Origin of the sequence: Arthrobacter sp. MA-N2 (genome assembly GCF_000517125.1) — a bacterium.
GTDB lineage: Bacteria > Actinomycetota > Actinomycetes > Actinomycetales > Micrococcaceae > Arthrobacter > Arthrobacter methylotrophus.
In genome coordinates this window covers 1,407,109-1,426,593 of record NZ_KI912155.1, presented here as the reverse complement: position 1 = coordinate 1,426,593, position 19,485 = coordinate 1,407,109, and the positions used below count along the sequence as shown (strand labels likewise).

The following is a 19,485-nucleotide window of genomic DNA, read 5'->3' as shown; positions in this document are numbered from 1 at the left end:
GCGCCGGACGGGCCAACCGACTGTCTCTCTCGGGTTGCCCTCCGCCAAGAAAATTTGATCATCACCGACAGCGCCAGCCATCCCTTTCGAGCGAGTTCAGAGAATACGGGTTTGATGCTTTCTATTGCCAGCCCGGTATTGCAGGGGCGCACGAAAAGGCGGGGTTGAGGGCGAGGTGGGCTGGTTCCGACGCAACCGGCTCTCGCCGATGCCGGTCGCTGGGTCCCTGGATGAGCTCAACGACCGGATCCGGGAATGGGAAGTCCAGGACGATGGACGGCGGATCAATGACAGGATCCGCACCATCGGCCAGGACTTCGCCGCCGAGCAGCCGTTCCTGGCGCTGCTGCCGGCAGAGGTCTTTGATCCGGACCTGATGCTGACACCGCGGGTGGACCGGTCCTCGATGGTCACGGTGCGGATGGTGAAGTATTCCGTCCCAGCCCGGTTCATCGGCAGGAAGGTCCGGGTCTCCTTGCGGGCGTCCGAGGTCGTGGTGTTCGACGGCCGTGCCGTGGCCGCCAGGCATCCGCGGATCGTTGCCAAATGTGGGCAGTCGGTCCAGCTGGACCATTATCTGGAGGTCCTCAAGACCAAACCGGGCGCGCTGCCAGGTTCCACCGCTCTGGCCCGGGCGCGGGAGTCGGGTGCGTTCACCAGCGCCCATGAGGCTTTCTGGGCTGCCTCCCGCCGGGTCAACGACGACGCCGACGGGACCCGTGAACTCATCGACGTCCTGCTGCTCCACCGATCCATGGACGCATCCGATGTCCAGGCAGGCATCACTGCGGCGCTGGGAGTGGGTGCTGTCAGTGCCGACGTCGTCGCAGTCGAAGCCCGCAGACACGCAACGGTTGCTTCTGGGGGTGGGTCCGGTTCGGACCGTCATCCCGGTGCTCACGATGAAGTGAATGTGCAACGGGTTGTCAGTCTCACCCAGCGCCGGATCATGGACCCCTCCGTACGACGAGCTGCTGGCCAAACGCACCGAACACCCCGCAGGAACAGCGTCGAAGGAGAACATCTCATGAGTCCCACCGCACCGGCCACCACCATCACCCCGACCCTGCGCCGGCGGCGCGACCTGACCGAACAGGCCGCTGTCGCGGCCGTGGACCAGGCCTGCCGCCGGCTGCGGCTGCCCACCGTCCGGGCGGTGCTCGATGAAGCGCTCACCGTTGCGGGGAAGGAACAACTGAGCTATCAGGGGTTCCTTCGCGAGCTGCTGGCCGAGTGTGATGACCGGGACCGGCGCTCCTCCATCCGCCGCGTCAAAGCCGCCAACTTCCCCCGGGACAAATGGCTTGGCGACTTCGACTTCGACGCGAACCCGAACATCAACCCCGCCACTATTCACACCCTCGCGACCGGGGACTGGATCCGCAAAGGCGCACCACTTTGCCTCATCGGGGACTAGGGGACTGGAAAATCCCACCTGCTCATCGGCCTTGGCACCGCCGCGGCCCAGAAAGGCTACCAGGTGAAATACACCCTGGCGACCAGGCTCGTGAACGAACTCGTCGAAGCCGCCGACGAAAAGATGCTGGCCAAAACCATCGCCCGCTACGGCCGCGTGGACCTGCTCTACATCGACGAGGTCTTGTCTTAAGAGTCTGTGGCTGATGGGCTTTCCGGTATCAACGATCGGAGGCCGTGCGTGGATGATGTTGAGCAGTTCGTGGAGTGGCTGGTTGTCATGGGCCGCAGCAGCTACACGGTCAGGTCGTACGGTCTTGGGGTGAAACACTTCCGACGATGGCTGAGTCCGAAGTCGCCGGATGAAGTGACCAAGCCGCTGATCGGCGACTATATCGGTGCGTTCGCAGCTGGCCTTGACCGGTCAGCTCAGCCGAGGGCCGCCCGGACCGTGAACCACCGGCTCGCCGCCCTTGCGGCGTTCTATGGATTCCTGATCCAGCGGGATCGACAGAACGGAAGCGGGCGCTGGGGCGAACGAGAGAACCCAGTCCCGACCGGTGAGGCCGGGCCGCTTCACGGAATGCGGGGCCGGGAGCTGCCCACCCGCGGCGCTCGGTTGGAATTCCGTCGCCGGGAGCCTCGCGTGCTTCCGAAGGACCTCGACCCGGCGGTCGCCGAAAGGATCGCCGTGGCGCAGGCCTGCGCCCGCGATCGGGCAATCGTGACGCTCCTGCTCCGCACGGGCCAGCGGATCGGCGACTGGAGCGGAGAGCACGGCCGACACGGTGTTCTTGGAATGCGATTTTGCGATGTCGACCGGCGTCGCCGCACGATCACAGTCCTGCTCAAAGGTGCACGGGACGAGCACCGGGTGCCCGTGACCGATGACTGGTGGCCGCTGCTGGATGAATACTTCACCGATGAGCGGGGCAAGACCTCAACGCAGGCATTGTGGGTAGGCCGCCGTCAGGCGGCCGGCCGGCCACTTGCCTACCCGGCGTTTGAGGCTGCGTTCCGGGCGGCCACTGCACGGATCGGAGTGCACGCGACTCCGCACATGCTCCGTCATACTGTTGCGCAGATGCTGGTCGACGTCGCGGGCCCCCACGTGGCCCAGGAGATCTTGGGGCATCGTAGTATCTCCACCACCGTCGATGAGTATGCACATGTCGACGAACGGGCAATGTTGGAGGCGCTTGTCGAGACCGCGCGCCGGCAGCGCAGGGCTCACCTCGACGTCGTGCACGCCGGGGAGCGGTATGCGTTCGCCTATTCGCCGCAGACCATCGCGGCCCTGGACTCTTTGCAGGGGCAGCGGTGATGGAGGCGCTTTCGGGGACCGGGATGCGCCCGGCCCGGGAGCTCAGGAATGAGCCGTTCGATCCCAAAGTGGTGATGGATCCGGTGGTTCTGGCCATCGAATCGTGGGAGTGGGATCCGCGGCGTCGGCGTGAGGCCCGCCAGGCGACTGAACGGCTCCTGAAGTCTCCGCCTGCTGGGTGTGCGACGCTGCAGCAATGGTGGGAAGTCATCGAACCGGATCTCATCCGACACTCGCCCGAACGTGGCAGGGCGCTGTTTATGGGACGATTCGTGCGCCCGAGCTGGGCCATGGCAGCCGCCGTGAGAGTCGAGACTTGGGTGCGGGTCCTGCCACCGGAGGATCCGCTGCGGCAGGCGAGGGAGCGCCTGATTGTTGCCTGCGGGCAGATCTCATGGGCGTCGCCGAAGGGGCGGTCAAGGGCGGTCCGCACTGCCCTGCGGCTAATGGTCGCGTGCGACTACGACAGCCTGTCCGAGCTGACCGACGATGACCTGCGGATACCCAGCAAAGGTGCAAACGGCACCGACATTCTGGATGCGGCGTTGTGCCTGCTTGGCGTCTTCGACCGGTCGCCGCGACGCGGCACAACGCGCCATAAGGCGCGACCTCCCCGATCGATCCCGGAACTGGTTCAAGCCGGTGTTCCGGAGCCATTCCAGGCGGTCACCGTCGCTTACATGAATGCCTACTCACAGCGCATCAGCGCCAACTACAGCACGCTCCGGACGAAGATCCGCTCCCTGGCCTACTTCTGGAAATACCTGAGGGAAGAACATCCCGAGGTCACCGAGTGCCGGAACGTCCTTCCGCGGCACGCACGCGGATTCGTGCCCTGGGCGCTGGCTACCGCCCGAACCGTCCAGCGGAGCACGGCAACGAAGGGCACTGCCGACCGGACAACCACCTACGACTGGCTTGTGGATGTCCGGTCGTTCTTCACCGACTTGTGCACGTGGGGCACCGAACCAGGCTCCGAGCTCGCTGGCCACGTGCCTACAGTGGTCCCGCTGACGACGCACGATCTTAATGATGGTGGGTTCGCCGCTGCACGGGCTCGAACCACGGCACGAATGACAGCAACGGTAATGGACCTGAGCCGCGAGATCCCGAACATCCGCGCTTTCGCTTTGCGCCGCTGGCACGAAGCCGCACAGCAGCTCGAGACCGGTCCGGGCGACCGGAAAGCCCTAAGGGCCGAACGCGACCGGTTCTGGGATTGGGCATTGCTCGAACTGCTCCTGACCAGCGGTCTGAGGGTCGAAGAAGCGTGTGAGCTAACGACGCTCGACGTGCTCAAACGCCATCTTCCCGACGGCCGGGTCTACTACATGCTCCACATCAAGCCGTCGAAGTACGACCGGGCACGGGTCATCCCGATCGGCGACGGCCTCGGGCGCGTGATCGCCGAAATCATCGCCCACGTCAAAGGGTTCTACCGCTCCGATGCAGTGCCGCCATGCGACCGCCGTGACGAGAGCGCCAAAGTTCCACTGCCCACCGCTCCATACCTGCTGCAGGGGTCAGGCCATCCAAGCGCGATGTCGATCCAGGCAGTGCGCCAACGGCTCCAAGCACTCTCAGTAGAAGCTGGCGCGCGGCACGCGGACGGGGCACCGCTGCGGCTGTCTCCACACGACTGCAGGCGGGCTTTCGCCACGGAACACCTGAATAACAACACCCCGGTGCACGTCATCGCGGCCCTGCTCGGCCATGCCGGCATCGACACAGTAATGATCTACGCCAAGACCTACCCCGACACCATCGTCGAAGGCTACCGGGCCAGCATGCGCGGACTCTACACAGACATCTACGACGACGCCGCGCTCCGGGCACCAACCGCCGAGGAATGGAGAGCATTCAGCGCAAGCTGCAGCCTCCGTGACATGGGCACACACCTTTGCGCGCTACCGACAGGCGAGCACTGCAGCCGCGGTCTCGTCTGCCTCGGATGCACCCACGCGCAACCAAAGAAATCCGCCGCACCCGTTTTTCGCCGAATGATCGCCTCCCACACCCGCGCCCTGGCCAAAGCACGCGAAACAGGAGAACCCTCAGGACAGATCGCAGCCCGGGAGCTCGAGATCGAACGGCTCCGCAGTGCACTCCACCGAGCCCAAGAACTCGACGACGACGTAGCCCACGCCCTCGAATCAGCCGGATAAGAGTCCGTGCGGCCCCGCACCCACCGGCCACAGGACGTTCCTGCCCGGTCCGGCGTTGGATGGGTCCGTCCGCCGGCGCGCTAGGGTTCATCCATGGTCGAAAGCGAACAGCCCGGAGATGACGTTGTTTTCTACTTCCCCGTGGAAGGGCTACGTATTTCCTCAGCGATCAAGATCGGAGCCGGCTCGTTCATCCCCGGCGCCGACGCGCCGAACAAGATTCCCCCGTTGGATCCTGGCCTCGACAAATTCAAGCATCAACACGAGCGGCACAGCAGATTTCTAGAGGACCTCGCAGCGAGTTCGTTCTATGAGGTTTCCGCGAACTCACGCGATGAAGCCTTTTCCTTGACCGATAATGCCATCCATTTGTTGCGCCTCTTCTATCACTATCAGGGACGGATGGGAGCAGCTCATCCAGCGTTCGGGCTCCCAGGGCAGACGTCGACAGCCAACACATCGTTTCTGCAACGCACACGGGAACATGTCACCCCGGGCTGGCACAGGGACGGTCATGTCCTAGGCGTGGAGATACCGGAAAAGATTCTCGAGGAATTTCGATCGTCAAAGGCATTCGCCTTTGCATCGGATGCCATAGCCACCCTGACTCCGTCGGAGGGCGCTGAAAGCAAGGCTGCGGTTGGAATAGAGCTCATGTCCCAGGCTCTGATCGGGCTTAACCACAGCGTGAACGTGATGCACTGGGTCCAAGCCTTGGAAGCCATGATCACAGACCGTTCCACGAGTGCGCAGACATTTCACTTTGCCCGCCGCGGTGCGTTCTTCGGTTGTGGTCGGCTAAATGACTCTCTCTGCGGACGCGACCGAAACATCTGCAAGGCGCTAAAGCAGGACCCCGCGGACAACGGCCACCGAACGATTCTGAAGAAGCTCGTGAACGGGACAGATACGACCGAGCGGCTGTGTCTGGAATGGATCCAGCTAATGGACTGGTACGACGCGCGATCCGACTACGCCCACGGTGGACTCATGCGGGACCCCTCGACGGGAGTCGCCCGCGACGCTGCGAAGCTCGATTTGGACATTAGGACATGGATCTTAAACTTCTACCTGGTGCCCATCTTGACCTGGCTTAGCGAGCACGCAAAGCATCCAGTGGCAGATCTTGACCATGCCCTCGCCTCCCTCGCGGGGGCTGCTTCAGCCACGGACTCTTAAGACAAGAACTCGGCTATATGGAACTGGACCGCCGCGGCGCCGGACTCCTCTTCCAGGTCCTCACCGAACGCGAAGAGAAGAACTCCATCGCCATCGCAAGCAACGAATCGTTCTCCGGGTGGACGAAGACCTTCACCGACCCCAGGTTGTGCGCCGCGATCGTGGACAAGCTTACGTTCAATGGCCCCACCATCGAAACCGGGACAGACTCTTACCGACTCGCCCACACCATCGCCCAACAAACCGGAGGTTAGCCGGGTGCCCTTGGACTACTGACACGAACTGTCCGCGAGTGGGATCCTCGGTAAGGTGCCGATTCCGCGTCTCGATTAGCTTTTGAAGGTAGCGGGCCAGCACCAGCCTCTCCACCAGACGCCCTATGGGGCCGAACGGTGCCGCGAACTCGATCCGATCAATCATCGTGGTGCCCGCCGGATCCTGACTGAACTCATGGACGTGACGAAACCGCCGAAACGGACCTTTGACCTGCTCATCCACAAAATAGTTCGGCGACTCCATCTCGGTGATCCGGCTCGTCATGTGAAGCGGAACGCCGAAGTGCCAGGCTCGCCACGTGACTTCCTCACCCAAAGAGATGAGCCCGGACGTGACGCCGGCTACCGCCTCCTCACGAGACTGCGCCATCGAGTCCTTGTGGGCGTCGATACTCCGGGCACGGTCAAACAGTTCCGATTGGGGCGTGCTCGCCCGTGTCGTGCACTCAAAGTAAACGGCCATGGTCAGAGTATGGCAGTTCGTTCATGGTCTGCTTGAACCGCGGAAGCCTTAGCCTGCTGCGCCCGCCGCCTCCCGAGGTGGCAAGGTCCAGCACTCAGGCCAGCAGGGTAGTGGGTGGTCCTGGTTCAAGCCGTCTCAGTGGTCCTGAAACTAGTTGACATACTCACCCGGCGTTGGCGCGTTCTACGATCAGCTCGCGCTCGTACTCGGCCAAGGTCGCGAGCATGTTCAGCATCATTCGGCTGGTCGAGGTCGCCGGGTCGATGCCGTCCGAGATGGACCTCAGGTGCACGAGTTCGCAGCGATTACGCTCGCGAAAGCGAGGACCCCGCCATCGCGGTCAAACTGTCGGTAATGAATTTCCGGATAATCAGATTCCTTAGCTGTTCTTCCCGTGAGGTTGTGAACGCGGGCTGAGGGACTTGGCCGCCGAGTGGTCACTTCCTTCGGCGGACGACGTACAAAGCGACAAAGACCACGAACAGGGTGACAAAGACTGCGACCAAGGCGCCTGGGGTGATTCCCACTGTTGTCATCTCTCCTCAAACGAGTCGCTGAGTCTCCATGGGGTGCGACGAAGACTCTGGTACGTGATCTCCGGCGCCGCGGGGACTTGTTCCTGACGGTACACCGACCCTATCGATCGCGGCTGCTGCCGCGTCCGCGCGCGGAGCACGCTTCGAGGTTACCGCGTTCACAACCTCATGGTATGAAACTCAGCGCTAGTCACAGGCGGGGGGATGACACGAGCATCCATCCTCGCGACAGTCCCACAAACGGTCAATTCGACCCATATGAATGTTTCTCCCTGCGCGCCTTCACAAGCTTTCTTGGAGCGTGACGGTGTTCAGGACATCGTCGGGGATCGATTGGTTCAGGCCCGGGACCATGGCTTAGTCGGAAAGGTGGTTTTCCGGTACCGATCCGGTGAGATCAACGATGCGCCCTTTGGCCGCTGCCTCGCGCACCGACCAGATCGCTGCGATTGCTGCGTCCTCGTCCTCGAAAGCCTTGGAGGTGAGGAGTACGTCCCCATTTCCGGTGACGAGTTCGAACCGCAGACCAGCGTCCGCGTCAAGGTGGAGATTGAATTGAGAGGTCATTGCGGTTCTCCCTTGGTTTTCCCTCAGCATGGTGTTCCACGTTGGGGTCTTGTGTTTGCCGAGGTGTTTCCGGCCCGGGCATACGTGACGATGCCAAGCATGCCGCCGTCATCCCTCACATCGAATGAATAGCCGGAACCCCGTCCGAAATGACGGAGAAATGGGAGCTTGGCTGTGAGTTTTGAAATGCACCGACCGGCTCTCGCCGCGCAGCATAAGCCCGGCTACGGTCGAACAGATCGCCCAGGAATTTGGTGTTACCCGCCCCTCGAACTAACAGTCACAGACGACAAAACGCGATTCCCTTGCCTTCGCACCTAACGTTCCAGCGCGATCGCGGCGCCACGGTGTTCAACACCGGTGTTGGCGATCTTGAGGTGGCGCGCAGTGAAGTGCTTGAGCTGCTGGAGTTGATGCGGAGTGATCCGGTCACATACCCAGTCCCAGTGCAGTGAGACGGTGTCGCCAACGCTCAGCCCGGCGATGAATCCGGTTCCGTTGACGGCAAATTTGGCGGATTCCACCACGGGTTCGCCTACGCCCAGCGTTACTCCGTCCCACACGAGCGGCCTCGAGCTAACTACAGCCTCGTCGCCAGTGATGGCCAGGACCTCGCCCCAGCGGATTCGGCACCGGTCCAGGACGTTCAAAGCAGTTGCATACCGCCGCTCATCGCGGAGCAATCCCAGCCAGGGATAGATCTCAAAGACGTGGAAACTGTGGTGCGGCACTCCACCTGCCAGGACGCCCTCCACCAAGTGCGGGAACTGCAGGCCAGTGCGGGCCCGGAAGCGATCCTCCATCGAATTCCCGATGTTCCTGATGCCCACGGAATCCAACAGGCTGTTGCCCACCCAATAAGCCTCCACCACGCGGGCATCAAGCGGGTCAACTATCCCTATGGAACCCGCTATGAGTTCCAAGTACGGCCACGCCCCCGCGAAACCCTTGGCCAGTTCCCGCAGTCCCTGATCAGTGACGCCGGACTGGCCGTAGTGCAGCAGCGCATCACTGTCCGGGGGCCCGCAGCTGCCCCGGGCATTCGGAGGATAAGCGTAGCGGACGAACAACTGCGCACCATCGGCGATCATCGCGTGGCCACCTTCTGCAAGGGTCCCTTGAAACTAGCACCGGGGCAGACCCGGGACAAGGGATTCGCGCTCGGCTTGCGACGGCAAAATCGTTGACACCCAAACGCTACGAGCGGATGCTGTGAAGACCGACGCACAGACGGGTCAAAACATGGGATCCTCCGAGCTAGACCGCCGCACTGCCCTCCAAATCCTCGTGGCCGGCGGCTCCGCAGCGTTCCTGGCCGGATGTAACGGACCAGCCGGCTCCGCGCCGCCGTCGTCCGCTTCCACCCAGCCGTCCGCTTCCACCGCCCCGAGCATCAGCGTGACTGACCAACGCGGCAAGACGGCTACGTTTGCGCGTCCCGTCACGCGGGTTGTCACCATTCCGATGCCGGCGGCCTCCCTTCTCGTCGCCGTGGACCAGAGCTCGGACCACTTGGCCGCCATGCACAACGTTTCGTGGGTGGCCATGCGCGACGGCGTCATGGGAACCATGTTTCCCCACGCCCTCGATATCCCCCACGACATCGCCGCGCAGGATTTCACCCCGAACGTAGAGAGCGTGCGGGCGCTGAATCCCGACGTCGTGATCCAATGGTCTGATGCGCAGCTCGTCGAGCCGCTCGAGAAGGCAGGACTCACCGTCGTCGGCCTGAAAAACACCGGTACGCAACAAGACGTCGACGCCTGGATCGCGATGTTCGCCGCAATGCTGGGAAAGCCCGAGCGTGCCGTCCAGATCAAGGCCAGGAGTGACCAGGAACTGGCCGCTATCACCTCACAGGCAGCTGCACGCACCAGCAAAGGCCCGAGCATTCTGTACTTCAACAGGTTCACGGGCGGCCTCAAAGTTGCAGGGGCCAACAGCTACAACGACTTCTACATCAAGCTCATCGGGGCCACCAACACCGCCACCGGAAAAGACCCGTTGCCAGGCTCGGGGATGATCGGCCTGGACGTGGAACAGGTGCTCAAGTGGGATCCTGAGGTCATACTTCTGGGCAATTTCGACAACGCGATGCCCCAAGACATCTACGCTGACCCCGTGTGGCAGAACGTTTCCGCGGTCCGCTCGCGCCGGGTCTACAAAGTGCCCCTCGGCGGGTACCGCTGGGATCCCCCCGGCCAGGAATCGCCGCTCATGTGGCACTGGCTCGCCGACATCGCCTTCCCGCAGGAAAAGTCGCCGCTGCGGAGCACGGTGAGCGAATACTTCAGCTTCCTCTACAACCACCAGCCCACGGCCGCCGAGTTGGACAAAATCCTGTGGACCACCAACAACAGCGCATCCGCCAACTACCAGCAATTCAATGCTTGATGAAACCAGCCCTCCCCGCCTGCGTCGTCACGACCGAGCCAAGCCGCGCGACCAGCGGCGCGAACCGGCCGCCGTCGTTCCCCTCGCCCTTGCTGCTCTGTTCCTTGTCACCACAGGACTTGTAGCGCTAGCGCTCGGTCGCTACAGCGTTCCGCTCGGGCACGTCATCGAGATCCTGACCTCCCGGATCGCCCCGTTTCCTACCGAAGCGAACGCCACGGAACAGAACATCGTGCTCCTCGTGCGGATGCCGCGGATCCTCCTGGCGGCGCTGGTGGGCGGCGGCCTGGCGCTCGGCGGCGCAGCCCTGCAGGCCGTATTCCGCAACCCCCTCGTCAGCCCCGAAATCATCGGCGTCTCTGCCGGAGCATCCTTCGGTGGTGCACTCGCGCTCCTCCTGGGTCTGGAATCCGCACTCCTCGTCACCGGGTCATTCGCGTTCGGGCTGATCGCTCTCGCAACCTTGTTCCTGATCACCTCGGGCCGCGGGGGAACGCCGATGTTGATGGTCGTGCTCGGCGGTGTGGTGACCGGCTCGTTCTTCTCGGCCCTGGTCGCATTGGTGACGTATGTCGCGGACCCCAACACCACCCTGCCCGCCATCGTGTTCTGGCTGCTCGGCAGCGTTGCCACGGCTACCTTCACCAAAGTGCTAGTTGCCGTGGTCCCCATCCTGGGCGGCGCCGTCGTACTCTTTGCCCTGCGCTGGCGGATCAACGTGCTCTCCTTGGGCGACGACGACGCCGCGGCCTTGGGCGTGCGGCCGCGGCCGCTGCGCTGGGTGGTGCTGCTCGCGGTGGCCCTGATCGTGGCTGGAGCGGTCGCGGTCAGCGGCGCTGTGAGCTGGGTTGGTCTCGTGGTTCCGCATCTGGCCCGCATGTGGGTGGGTCCCGATCACCGCATCTTGCTTCCCGTGTCCTTCCTGCTGGGTGCGGCCTACGTCGTCCTGGTGGACACCGTGGCGCGGACGGCGACCGCCGGTGAAATCCCGTTAGGCGTCCTCACCGCCTTGATCGGCGCACCAGTCTTCTTCCTGCTCCTTCGCCGTAACCGCGAAAGGATCTGGGAGAGTGCTTGAACTGGACCAAGTGGGCTTTGGCTACAACCAGCGGAAATGGGTCTTTCGCGACGTGAGCTTCAGGGTGTCCCCGGGCACGGCAACCGCGGTGTTGGGACCTAATGGAAGCGGTAAGACCACCTTGGTGCGCTGCGCTGCCGGGCTGCTGGCACCCTTGGAAGGGGTGGTTTTCCGGGAGCAGAGCGCGGGATTCGTGCCTCAGGCACATGGCAGCGCTTTCGCCTACCGCGCCCTGGACATGGTGCTGATGGGGCGGGCGAGGCATGTGGGTGTCTTCCGCACGCCGGGAAGTGCCGATCGTGCCGCCGCTTTGGACGCAATGGAACGGGTGGGCGCCGCCCAGCTCCAAGACCGGCTCTTCCCCACTCTGAGCGGCGGCGAGCAACAGCTGGTCCTCATCGCCCGGGCCATCGCCGCAGGCTCACCCCTCCTGGTCCTGGACGAGCCGGCCACCGGGCTTGACCTGAAGAACCAGGTGAGGGTCTTGACGCTGCTGCGCGAGCTCATGGCCGACGGCATGGCGTTGCTCCTGAGTACCCATCACCCGGACCACGCTATGCACCTGGCCGGTCAGGTTGTTCTCTTGGGCCGCACCGGCGCCCGCGCCGGCCGCGCCGCCGAGCTGCTGACCGATGCCGAGCTTTCGTCCCTGTACGGCGTTCCGGTCAGCACGCTGTCATATTCCGACGGCGGTGTGCCCCGTTTGACGCTCGTGGTGGACTACGGAGCAAAGGTGCAGGAGCGTTCCGGCGAGCGCCCGCATAGGTGAGTGAGCGTTCCCCGAAAAGCCCACATAGCTGAGCGAGCGTCGGCCGGGAAAGAAGTGCTTAGCCGGTGTTGCGGAGGCCGGCGGCCACTCCGTTGACGGTGATGAGCATGGCCCGCTGAAGTCGTTCGTCGATCTCGGCGCCGGAAATGGAGGCTTCGCGGACGCGGCGCAGCAATTCCACCTGCAGATAGCTGATGGGGTCCAGGTATTGGTCGCGGATTTCCAGGGAACGCTTGAGCGTCGGCTGGGCTTCCAGGAGTTCGGTTTCGCCGCTCAAGAGCTCCACTTCGGCAACGGTGAGATCGTACTCCGCGCGGATTGCCTTGAACAGGTGGTGCAGCTCTTCCGGAACCAGCGAAGACACGTAGTGCCCGGCGATGTCCATGTCCGTCTTGGCCAAGGTCATCTCCACATTGGAAATCACGGACTGGAAGAAGTGCCAGCGCTTCGTCATCTCGGCGAGTTCAGCGGAGTTGCCTGCTTCGCGGGCGGCCTCTAACCCTGAGCCCACGCCGAACCAGCCCGGGACGATCTGCCGTGACTGCGTCCAACCGAACACCCACGGGATAGCCCGCAACCCACCCAGGCCGGCTCCGGAATCGGGGCGCTTGGACGGCCGCGAGCCGATGTTCAGGGAACCTAGCTGCTCCACCGGCGTGGAAGCCAGGAAATACGCGGGCAGGTCCGGATCGTCGATCAGCGTGCGGTACTGGGCAAACGCGGCGTCCGAAATGATCTCCATGACCTGCCCGTAGCGTTCGCGCTCGTCGTCGGAAGTGCGTGGGGTGCGGTGCAGCGCGGAGCCCTGCATCACGGCGGCCAGGGAAAGCTCAAGGTTTTCGCGGGCGAGCTCCGGCAGCGAGTACTTGTCCGAGATGACTTCGCCTTGCTCAGTGAACTTGATGGCGCCTTCGAGCACCCCGTTCGGCTGGGCCATGATGGCGTCGTAAGTGGGTCCCCCGCCGCGGCCCACCGAGCCGCCGCGGCCGTGGAACAGCCTGACGTTCACGCCGTGCTTGGCCGCTACGTCGCGCAGCTTGCGCTGGGTTTTGTGGATCTCCCACTGGCTGGTCATGACCCCGGATTCCTTATTGGAGTCTGAGTAACCCAGCATGATTTCCTGGACATCGTCGCGCAGCCGGACGAGCTCGCGGTAGGAAGGATCGGAGAGCAGCAGGTCCACGATTTCGGCCGAGGCACGCAGTTCTTCCACGGTCTCCAGGAGCGGAGCGAAACCGATCTTGGCGTAGGGAGCCGCGCCAAAAAGGTCGATCAGCCCGGCCTCACGGGCTAGCACCGCGGCGGCCAGGACGTCGTCCGCTCCGCGGGTCATGGAGATGATGTAGGTCTCGACGACGTCGGGCCCGTAGGTTTGGAGGGCGTGGCGGATGCTGCGGAAGACGTCGTACGTGCGGTCGCCGTCGCCGTCGAGCTTGATGGGGTGGCCGGACAATGGGCGGCGGGAAGCCAGCTCCGCGCTCAGCCGCTCGAAGCGCTCGGCGCGGCTCAACTCGCCGTACGGGGTTCCCACGCCGATCCGGTCCATCAACTGCCCGACGGCGTCGTGGTGGTAATCGGCATGCTCACGGATGTCGAGGGTCGCCAAGTGCAGCCCGAAGGAGGCGATCGCACGGCGGACACGGGCCAAAGCGCCGTCCGCCACGAGCACCGCCGAGTGCTTGCGCAGCGAGGTTTCCAGCAGCTCGAGTTCGGCCAGCAGCTCCGAGGTTGATGCGTAGTCGCGGCCGGCTTCGTGGTATTTGGATGCGGCCACTCGGCGGCCGGTGTTGATGAGCTTGGCCTTGATGCACGTCAGCTTGAGGCGGTAGGGCTCCTGCGCGTTCAACTCCAGGACGCGTCTGTCCAGGCCCGGCAGGTTCTTGAGGTCGACGGCGATCGAGTCCAGGAGGTCCTCTTCCGCGTCCACCAAAGCCGTGGAGTTGGAGAGGATGGAGATCAGTTCGTCGATCATGGAGATGCTGATCCGCACGGCGTGCTGGTTCTGAAGCTGCAGGACTTCGCGGGTCACAGAGGCGGTGACGTTCGGGTTGCCATCGCGGTCCCCGCCGATCCAGGACCCGAAGCGGATGGGGGCGTTGTGCGGGGGCAGGACCACGCCGTGTTCGCCCAGCAGTTCAGTTAGGTCAGTGAGCATTTCCGGCATGGCGTCGGTCAGGATGCTGCTGAGGTAGTAGATGGCGTTCCGGGCCTCGTCCACGGGGGTGGGACGGACTTGGCGCAGTTCGTCGGTCTGCCACATCTGGTCAATGACCTCGGCGAGTTGGCGGTCCTGGCGTCGGCGCGCGGCCGTGCCCTCGAGAGTGGATTCGGCCAGGACGTCCGAGAGCTTGCGGACCTTGTCCAGCACGGAACGGCGGGAGGCTTCGGTGGGGTGGGCGGTGAAGATCGGGCGAACGTCAAGCTCGTTGACGACGTCCTGCAGGGCCTGGGTTCCGGCTTCCTCGGCAATCTCCGTCACGGCTTTGGCCAGCCAGCCGTCCTTTTCCTTGCGCGTGCGCAGCCCGCGGACGCGGTGCACCTGCTCGGCGGCGTTGGCAAGGTGAAAATAGAAGGCGAAGGCGCGCACCAGCTCCGTGGCTTCCTCAAGCGGCAATGAGGCGAGCAGCTCCCGGACCTGTGCGACGACGTCGTGCGCGCTCCAGGGGCCTGTGGCGTCAGCACCGCCGCGGGCTGCTTCCTTGGATTCCTTGGTGAGCAACCGCACCTGCTCAACGAGCTGCAAAAGCTCCGGCCCGTGCTGGCGGACCAACGACTCCCCGAGAAGCGTGGAGACGCGGCGGACGTCCGCCCGGAGTTCCGCGGCAAGGTCGGTGCTGAGATGTGCAGTGTCAACCATGAAAAATACCTTCTGGCGTTGTGTGTGGCCCGTACACTGCGCTGGATACTGTGAGCCGGATTACTAATATTTCCTAGGGAATCTTACCCGCAGCTCTTCCGGTGGTGGCAATCCGTCCCAAATGTTGTCGCTGCCCCCGTACCCGCCCGCCCAACTGACTCGCAGTTGTTGTCGTTTTGAGCCCTCAGAACGACAACAACTGCGAGCCAGTTGGGTTCCGGGAATGGCGGCGAAAGGTGCATGGTTAAGGCAACCACACACCGTCCAAGCCGCTGGAGGAACCATGAGCACAACAGCTCCCGCAAGCAATGCCCAGCTGGAACGCTGGCAGCGTTTCCGCAACGGCCGTAACGCCGCCCTCGCAGCGGACCACGGCTGGCTGACCCTCACCTCGTTCCAGTGGCTCGAATCCGCACCCGCCGCCGTCGAACTCGTCCCGGGGCTCTGGTCAACGGACGGTACGACGGCGGCCCTCACCGCGAGCGCGGCGGACGGGCTCACGCTCGCGGAAACGGGAGCTCCCGTGGACGGCACGATTTCGGCCACCCTCCAGGACGAGGAATCGCTCATGTGGGTGCAATTCGGCGGCACTGACGGCAGGCAAGTAGTGGTGGAACTCGCCATGCGCGCGGACAAATACGCCATCCGCACCAGGGATGACTCCTCGCCCGTGTTGACCGAGTTCGACGCCGTGCCCACCTACGAGTTCAATCCCGCCTGGGTGCTCGAGGGTCGCTTCGAGCCCTACCCCGAGCCGGTGGATGTACCGATCGGGACGGCCAACCCCTTGGTGGACGGGGTGCACCGGTCCGTGGGCGAAGTCGTCTTCCGGGCGCCGGGCCTTCCCCACGAGGTGCGCCTGCATGCCGAGGCGGAGAAGCTCGGAGCCCTCACCGTCACGTTCCACGACGAAACGAACGGCGACACCACGGACGAATGGCGCAAGCTGTCCGTCTCACGCCCCCGGCCCGATGGGTCCGTCGTGCTGGACTTCAACCGAGCCATCAACTACCCCAGCGCTTTCACCCCGTACGGCACGTGCCCCATGCCGGTGCCGGGAAACTCGATCGACGTGGCGGTCGAAGCCGGGGAGAAACTGCCGGCGGGACGGATCGTCTAAAGACCCTCACACGATCGCGGAAACCCCCGTCACGGCCCGGCCCACGATGAGTGAGTTGATCTCGAACGATCCCTCGTACGTGTAGATCGCCTCGGCGTCGGCAAAGATCTTGGCCATCCGATAATCGGTCACAATCCCGTTTCCACCGAGGATGGACCGGCCCATGGCCACGGTTTCGCGCATGCGGGCACTGCAATAGGACTTGGCCAGCGCCACTTGGGCCATTTGGGCGCCACCGTGCCGCACTCCCTTGCTGTCGGTGTACATGTCCTCCTGCAGCTGGGCGATCCGCACCATCATGCCCATGCTGGCCACGGCATTTCCGAGCATGTCCACCAGTTGCTGCTGGATGAGCTGGAACTTCGCCAACGGCCGGCCGAACTGCTGGCGCTCGAGCGCGTACTGCCGGGCGACGTCGAACGCCGCCAATTGCTGCCCCACGGCCTGCCAGGCCACCATGAGCCTGGAACCGCGCAGCAGGTGGTTGGTATCGGCGAAACTGTTGACCCCGGCGAAACGGTCCGCCTCGGCGACCCGGACGTCCTTGAGGACAATGTCGGCGTTTTGCACGGTACGCAGGGCGATCTTGTTCTCGATCCTGGTTCGCGTCACTCCGGGAAGCGTGGCGTCCACGATGAAGCCGCGGATGGCGCCGTCGGCCTCGTCCCGTGCCCAGACGAGCACGTGGTCGCAGAACGTCCCGTTGCCGATCCAGCGCTTGGCGCCGTTGAGCACCCAGTAGTCGCCGCCGTCGTCGCCTCCCCCGGCGACCCGACGGGCCACCGTCTGCATGCCGCCGGCCACGTCGGATCCATGGTCAGGTTCAGTGAGCGCGAAGGCTCCGGTGGTCCTCAGGTTGGAGGCATCGTCCAGGTATCGGTCCTGTTGCTCCTTGGAACCGAACTCGTAGAGCGCTTCGATGAAGAGGTCGTGGTGGACCATGAAGAACGTGGCAATGGAGGTGTCCACGCGGGTCATTTCCGCAATGACGAGCCCGGCGAACAGGTTGCTGTAGCCGCGGTGGGTCGGCGTGCTCAGGCGAAGCGCGGCGAGCTTGGGCAGGATGTGCGCCGGGAACTCGGCCTTGTCCCACCAATCCTTGGCGTAGGGCGCGATTTCCGTGGCAAGGAATTCCCGGAGTTCATTGATCTTGCGTTGTTCCTGGACGCTGAGGAGCGATTCGAAATCGAAAAAATCCGCCCCCGGCAAAGAGTCCGGCAAAGAGCCAGACGAACGCCCGACGCCGGCTGCCGCCTTATGCGTCTGGCTCACTTCGGTGCCATCCGGATAGCGCCGTCAAGGCGGATGGTTTCGCCGTTGAGCATGGCGTTTTCCACGATGTGCGCCACCAGGTTGGCATATTCGGCGGGCCGGCCCAGACGGGCGGGGTGCGGTACTTGCTGGCCCAGGGACAGTTGGGCATCCTGCGGCAATCCTGCCAGCATGGGGGTTTCGAAGATGCCCGGCGCGATGGCCATGACGCGGACCAGCGAGCGCGCCAGTTCGCGGGCCAGGGGTAGTGTCATGGCGGCCACCGCCCCCTTGGACGCGGCATATGCGGGCTGCCCGATCTGGCCGTCGAACGCCGCCACGGAGGCCGTATTGATGATGACGCCGCGTTCTTCACCGCCGAGCTCGGTAGACGCAGGCTCGTTCCGGACCATCGCGGCTGCGGCCAAGCGGATCACGTTGAAGGTACCTACGAGGTTGATCTGGATGACCCGGTTGAAGTTCTCCAGCGGAAGCACGCCGTCCTTGCCGAGCACCTTGCCCGGGGTTGCGATACCGGCGCAGTTGACCAGGATCCGGAGCGGGCCAAGGGCGACGGCGGCATCCACCGCGGCCTGTACCTGATCCTCGTTAGTGACGTCGGCGGGGACGAACACCGCTTTGCCTTCGGCTCCCGAGGCATTGAGTTCGGCAGCGAGGGACTCACCCGGTGAAGAGCGGAGATCAAGCAGCACTACTGATGCTCCGGCGTCGAGCAATCGCCTGGCGGTTGCTGCCCCCAGTCCCGAAGCTCCGCCGGTTATCAACGCCACTGCGCCCTTGATGTCCATCCATCCTCCTTGATGCAGAACCAAAATCCGTTAATGCATGTTAACTGAATCACGTTGATTGTGCACTGTGGAGGGCAAGCCGTTCACGCTGTCGCGTTAAGCTGTCACCATGCCAGCCCCCGGAACGCCCGAAACACCGGTTTGGGCCGCCCGGGCCAACGACGCCGCACGCTCGGTGACCCGGCATTTCGGCCGGCGCCTCGTGTTCCTCCCGGGAACCCATCTCGCTGCGTCGCGCTGCCCCTCGAACCGATTTCCGTTCCAGCCATGGAACTATTGGTGGCAGGCGCACTACGTCGATTGCCTCGTGGACGCCGGCATGCGCGAGCTGGCTTCGGGATCAAGGTTCGACGGCGCCACCCGGCCTAGCGCCGGCGCCTTGGCTTCACGCCTGGTCACCACCATCCGCTTGCGCAACTTCCTGCGCTACGTCAACAGCTACTACGACGACATGGCATGGCTGGCCCTCGCGGCCCTCCGCCTGGACGGCTTGGCCGAGAAATCGCACAAGCCGGGCCGCCGGCGCAACGCCCGCTTGCAGAAAAGCCTCTCGCCGCAGTTCGAGTCGGCCTCCACGGACCACATGGGTGGTGGCACCTTCTGGAACACCACACGAGATTTCAAAAACACCCCCGCCACGGCCCCGGTAGCCCTGTATTTCGCCCGGACCGGCAAACCGGAGCGTGCCCAAGGGCTGCTGGACTGGCTCGATTCCACGCTCTACGAACACGCCCGGGGCCTATACCTTGACGGTGCCAAAATCCAAGAAGGCAAACTCGTCCTGGCAGAGGAGATCTACACCTACAACCAAGGCCCGGTACTCGGCGCCTTGTTGGAACTGGGTGGAGAAACGAACCTGGCACGCGCAGCCGCCCTCGTCGGCTCGGCGGCCGAACATCTGACCGTGCAAGCGTCTCCCAGGCAGCAGGAGAACCTGGTCCTGCGCGGCGAAGGAACCGGCGACGGCGGACTCTTCACCGGGATCCTGGTCCGCTACTTGGCGCTCGCCGCGAAGGACCTGCGTTTGCCTGCCGTTACCCGTGCCACCGCCCGCCAATTGGTGCTCGACACCGCGGAGGCGCTCTGGACGGGGCGCGCCACGCGCACCGACGCTACCGGCAGGACGTCCGGAAAGCACGACGGCGGTGGCTGGCTGGTGTTCTCGACGGAACCCCGGCACCCGGCCACCGAAACGTACCCGGCGGGCACCGCCGTCGGACTCTCCACGCAACTGCAGGCATGGACGGTGCTGGAAGCCGCTTCGCGAGTCCAGTAATTGTCA

Annotated in this window: 13 protein-coding genes and 4 pseudogenes; 11 read left to right on the top strand and 6 right to left on the bottom strand. The window is 64.0% G+C overall.

What is annotated here, in order from left to right:
- Window positions 1-104: 104 nt before the first annotated feature.
- From A3M3_RS24100 to A3M3_RS0107270, 6 genes and pseudogenes are all read left to right on the top strand, one after another.
- A pseudogene (locus A3M3_RS24100) lies at window positions 105-959 on the top strand (Mu transposase domain-containing protein); the annotation flags it as partial.
- 68 nt (window positions 960-1,027) lie between these two features.
- Window positions 1,028-1,600 (top strand): annotated as a pseudogene (locus tag A3M3_RS24095) (ATP-binding protein); the annotation flags it as partial.
- A gap of 57 nt (window positions 1,601-1,657) precedes the next feature.
- Window positions 1,658-2,740 carry a tyrosine-type recombinase/integrase gene (locus A3M3_RS26885; RefSeq protein WP_028265797.1) on the top strand — a complete coding sequence of 361 codons (1,083 nt, stop codon included), beginning with the start codon at window positions 1,658-1,660 and terminating at the stop codon, window positions 2,738-2,740.
- On the top strand, window positions 2,740-4,905 hold the full coding sequence (locus A3M3_RS0107280; RefSeq protein ID WP_081736719.1) for a tyrosine-type recombinase/integrase: 2,166 nt from the start codon (window positions 2,740-2,742) through the stop codon (window positions 4,903-4,905). Before A3M3_RS26885 ends, A3M3_RS0107280 begins: the two co-directional genes overlap by 1 nt.
- Before the next feature lie 93 nt (window positions 4,906-4,998).
- The gene (locus tag A3M3_RS0107275; protein WP_028265795.1) at window positions 4,999-6,084 is read left to right on the top strand and encodes a hypothetical protein; all 1,086 of its coding nucleotides are present in this window, start codon (window positions 4,999-5,001) and stop codon (window positions 6,082-6,084) included.
- A gap of 5 nt (window positions 6,085-6,089) precedes the next feature.
- Window positions 6,090-6,338: pseudogene (locus A3M3_RS0107270) on the top strand (ATP-binding protein); the annotation flags it as partial.
- A 650-nt stretch (window positions 6,339-6,988) separates the two neighbouring features.
- Here the strand turns inward: A3M3_RS0107270 and A3M3_RS27335 are convergent.
- From A3M3_RS27335 to A3M3_RS24085, 3 genes and pseudogenes are all read right to left on the bottom strand, one after another.
- A pseudogene (locus A3M3_RS27335) lies at window positions 6,989-7,114 on the bottom strand (recombinase family protein); the annotation flags it as partial.
- Window positions 7,115-7,715: 601 nt separating this feature from the next.
- Window positions 7,716-7,925, bottom strand: a complete 210-nt coding sequence (locus tag A3M3_RS0107255) for a YegP family protein (protein WP_028265793.1) — start codon at window positions 7,923-7,925, stop codon at window positions 7,716-7,718.
- Between the two features lie 317 nt (window positions 7,926-8,242).
- Window positions 8,243-9,016: a DUF6390 family protein gene (locus tag A3M3_RS24085; protein WP_035741475.1), complete on the bottom strand. Its 774-nt coding sequence runs from the start codon at window positions 9,014-9,016 to the stop codon at window positions 8,243-8,245.
- 121 nt (window positions 9,017-9,137) lie between these two features.
- On the opposite strand from A3M3_RS24085, the gene A3M3_RS0107245 reads away from it, so the two are divergent.
- Genes A3M3_RS0107245 through A3M3_RS0107235 form a run of 3 tightly spaced genes read left to right on the top strand, consistent with a single transcriptional unit; the run spans window position 9,138 to window position 12,166 of the window.
- Window positions 9,138-10,319 carry an ABC transporter substrate-binding protein gene (locus A3M3_RS0107245; protein ID WP_231497201.1) on the top strand — a complete coding sequence of 394 codons (1,182 nt, stop codon included), beginning with the start codon at window positions 9,138-9,140 and terminating at the stop codon, window positions 10,317-10,319.
- A complete protein-coding gene (locus A3M3_RS0107240; RefSeq protein ID WP_051422991.1) occupies window positions 10,312-11,397 on the top strand; it encodes a FecCD family ABC transporter permease in 1,086 nt (361 codons plus the stop codon). The genes A3M3_RS0107245 and A3M3_RS0107240 overlap by 8 nt, the downstream gene beginning before the upstream one ends.
- Window positions 11,390-12,166 carry an ABC transporter ATP-binding protein gene (locus tag A3M3_RS0107235; protein ID WP_028265790.1) on the top strand — a complete coding sequence of 259 codons (777 nt, stop codon included), beginning with the start codon at window positions 11,390-11,392 and terminating at the stop codon, window positions 12,164-12,166. Before A3M3_RS0107240 ends, A3M3_RS0107235 begins: the two co-directional genes overlap by 8 nt.
- 58 nt (window positions 12,167-12,224) lie before the next feature.
- On the opposite strand, the gene ppc is transcribed toward A3M3_RS0107235, so the two are convergent.
- Window positions 12,225-15,023, bottom strand: a complete 2,799-nt coding sequence (ppc, locus tag A3M3_RS0107230; RefSeq protein ID WP_028265789.1) for a phosphoenolpyruvate carboxylase — start codon at window positions 15,021-15,023, stop codon at window positions 12,225-12,227.
- 283 nt (window positions 15,024-15,306) lie between these two features.
- Here ppc and A3M3_RS0107225 point away from each other — a divergent pair, with 283 nt between their 5' ends.
- Window positions 15,307-16,143: a DUF1684 domain-containing protein gene (locus tag A3M3_RS0107225; RefSeq protein ID WP_028265788.1), complete on the top strand. Its 837-nt coding sequence runs from the start codon at window positions 15,307-15,309 to the stop codon at window positions 16,141-16,143.
- A 6-nt stretch (window positions 16,144-16,149) separates the two neighbouring features.
- Here A3M3_RS0107225 and A3M3_RS0107220 read toward each other — a convergent pair whose 3' ends face one another.
- Complete coding sequence (locus tag A3M3_RS0107220; RefSeq protein ID WP_028265787.1) at window positions 16,150-17,364, bottom strand: acyl-CoA dehydrogenase family protein; 1,215 nt, start codon at window positions 17,362-17,364, stop codon at window positions 16,150-16,152.
- A 47-nt stretch (window positions 17,365-17,411) separates the two neighbouring features.
- Complete coding sequence (locus A3M3_RS0107215) at window positions 17,412-18,203, bottom strand: SDR family NAD(P)-dependent oxidoreductase (protein ID WP_028265786.1); 792 nt, start codon at window positions 18,201-18,203, stop codon at window positions 17,412-17,414.
- 109 nt (window positions 18,204-18,312) lie between these two features.
- On the opposite strand from A3M3_RS0107215, the gene A3M3_RS0107210 reads away from it, so the two are divergent.
- Window positions 18,313-19,479, top strand: a complete 1,167-nt coding sequence (locus A3M3_RS0107210) for a glycoside hydrolase family 76 protein (RefSeq protein WP_028265785.1) — start codon at window positions 18,313-18,315, stop codon at window positions 19,477-19,479.
- The last annotated feature ends 6 nt before the right edge of the window (window positions 19,480-19,485 follow it).